Annotated in this window: 1 rRNA gene (cut by a window edge); it reads left to right on the top strand. The window is 56.2% G+C overall.

Annotation, left to right across the window (positions count from 1 at the left end):
- Positions 1-2,475 (top strand): 23S ribosomal RNA (locus tag ACFW2G_RS32875); it begins 148 nt to the left of the window's first position.
- Positions 2,476-2,506: the final 31 nt, after the last annotated feature.

Raw genomic sequence — 2,506 nt, 5'->3', positions numbered from 1 at the left:
GTACTCGTGACTGCGTGCCTTTTGAAGAATGAGCCTGCGAGTTAGCGGTGTGTAGCGAGGTTAACCCGTGTGGGGAAGCCGTAGCGAAAGCGAGTCCGAATAGGGCGTTTGAGTTGCACGCTCTAGACCCGAAGCGGAGTGATCTAGCCATGGGCAGGTTGAAGCGGAGGTAAGACTTCGTGGAGGACCGAACCCACCAGGGTTGAAAACCTGGGGGATGACCTGTGGTTAGGGGTGAAAGGCCAATCAAACTCCGTGATAGCTGGTTCTCCCCGAAATGCATTTAGGTGCAGCGTCGTGTGTTTCTTGCCGGAGGTAGAGCACTGGATAGGCGATGGGCCCTACCGGGTTACTGACCTTAGCCAAACTCCGAATGCCGGTAAGTGAGAGCACGGCAGTGAGACTGTGGGGGATAAGCTCCATGGTCGAGAGGGAAACAGCCCAGAGCATCGACTAAGGCCCCTAAGCGTACGCTAAGTGGGAAAGGATGTGGAGTCGCAGAGACAACCAGGAGGTTGGCTTAGAAGCAGCCACCCTTGAAAGAGTGCGTAATAGCTCACTGGTCAAGTGATTCCGCGCCGACAATGTAGCGGGGCTCAAGCGTACCGCCGAAGTCGTGTCATTGCAGCAATACTCCCAACGGAGGCTGTGATGGGTAGGGGAGCGTCGTGTGCCGGGTGAAGCAGCAGCGGAAGCTAGTTGTGGACGGTTCACGAGTGAGAATGCAGGCATGAGTAGCGATACACACGTGAGAAACGTGTGCGCCGATTGACTAAGGGTTCCTGGGTCAAGCTGATCTGCCCAGGGTAAGTCGGGACCTAAGGCGAGGCCGACAGGCGTAGTCGATGGACAACCGGTTGATATTCCGGTACCCGCTTTGAAACGCCCAATATCGAATCAGGCGATGCTAAGTCCGTGAAGCCGTTCCGGACCCTTCGGGGAATGGAAAGTGGTGGAGCCGACGAACCAGACTTGTAGTAGGTAAGCGATGGGGTGACGCAGGAAGGTAGTCCAGCCCGGGCGGTGGTTGTCCCGGGGTAAGGGTGTAGGCCGAGGGGTAGGTAAATCCGTCCCTCATGAAGGTTGAGACCTGATGCCGAGCCGATTGTGGCGAAGTGGATGATCCTATGCTGTCGAGAAAAGCCTCTAGCGAGTTTCATGGCGGCCCGTACCCTAAACCGACTCAGGTGGTCAGGTAGAGAATACCGAGGCGTTCGGGTGAACTATGGTTAAGGAACTCGGCAAAATGCCCCCGTAACTTCGGGAGAAGGGGGGCCATTCCTGGTGATGAGTCTTGCACTCTGAGCTGGGGGTGGCCGCAGAGACCAGCGAGAAGCGACTGTTTACTAAAAACACAGGTCCGTGCGAAGCCGTAAGGCGATGTATACGGACTGACGCCTGCCCGGTGCTGGAACGTTAAGGGGACCGGTTAGTGACCTTTCGGGGTTGCGAAGCTGAGAACTTAAGCGCCAGTAAACGGCGGTGGTAACTATAACCATCCTAAGGTAGCGAAATTCCTTGTCGGGTAAGTTCCGACCTGCACGAATGGCGTAACGACTTCTCGACTGTCTCAACCATAGGCCCGGTGAAATTGCACTACGAGTAAAGATGCTCGTTTCGCGCAGCAGGACGGAAAGACCCCGGGACCTTTACTACAGTTTGATATTGGTGTTCGGTTCGGCTTGTGTAGGATAGGTGGGAGACTTTGAAGCATCAACGCCAGTTGGTGTGGAGTCGCCGTTGAAATACCACTCTGGTCGTGCTGGATGTCTAACCTCGGTCCGTGATCCGGATCAGGGACAGTGTCTGATGGGTAGTTTAACTGGGGCGGTTGCCTCCCAAAGGGTAACGGAGGCGCCCAAAGGTTCCCTCAGCCTGGTTGGCAATCAGGTGTTGAGTGTAAGTGCACAAGGGAGCTTGACTGTGAGACCGACGGGTCGAGCAGGGACGAAAGTCGGGACTAGTGATCCGGCGGTGGCTTGTGGAAGCGCCGTCGCTCAACGGATAAAAGGTACCCCGGGGATAACAGGCTGATCTTCCCCAAGAGTCCATATCGACGGGATGGTTTGGCACCTCGATGTCGGCTCGTCGCATCCTGGGGCTGGAGTCGGTCCCAAGGGTTGGGCTGTTCGCCCATTAAAGCGGTACGCGAGCTGGGTTTAGAACGTCGTGAGACAGTTCGGTCCCTATCCGCTGTGCGCGTAGGAATATTGAGAAGGGCTGTCCCTAGTACGAGAGGACCGGGACGGACGAACCTCTGGTGTGCCAGTTGTCCTGCCAAGGGCATGGCTGGTTGGCTACGTTCGGGAGGGATAACCGCTGAAAGCATCTAAGCGGGAAGCCTGCTTCAAGATGAGTATTCCCACCTCCTTGAGAGGGTAAGGCTCCCAGTAGACGACTGGGTTGATAGGCCAGATGTGGAAGCCCGGTAACGGGTGGAGCTGACTGGTACTAATAGGCCGAGGGCTTGTCCTCAGTTGCTCGCGTCCACTGTGTTAGTTCTGAA

This window comes from Streptomyces sp. NPDC058880 (genome assembly GCF_042742535.1).
Taxonomy (GTDB): domain Bacteria; phylum Actinomycetota; class Actinomycetes; order Streptomycetales; family Streptomycetaceae; genus Streptomyces.
Note: the sequence above shows the minus strand (reverse complement) of the source record. Positions and strands in the feature narration are given on the sequence as shown.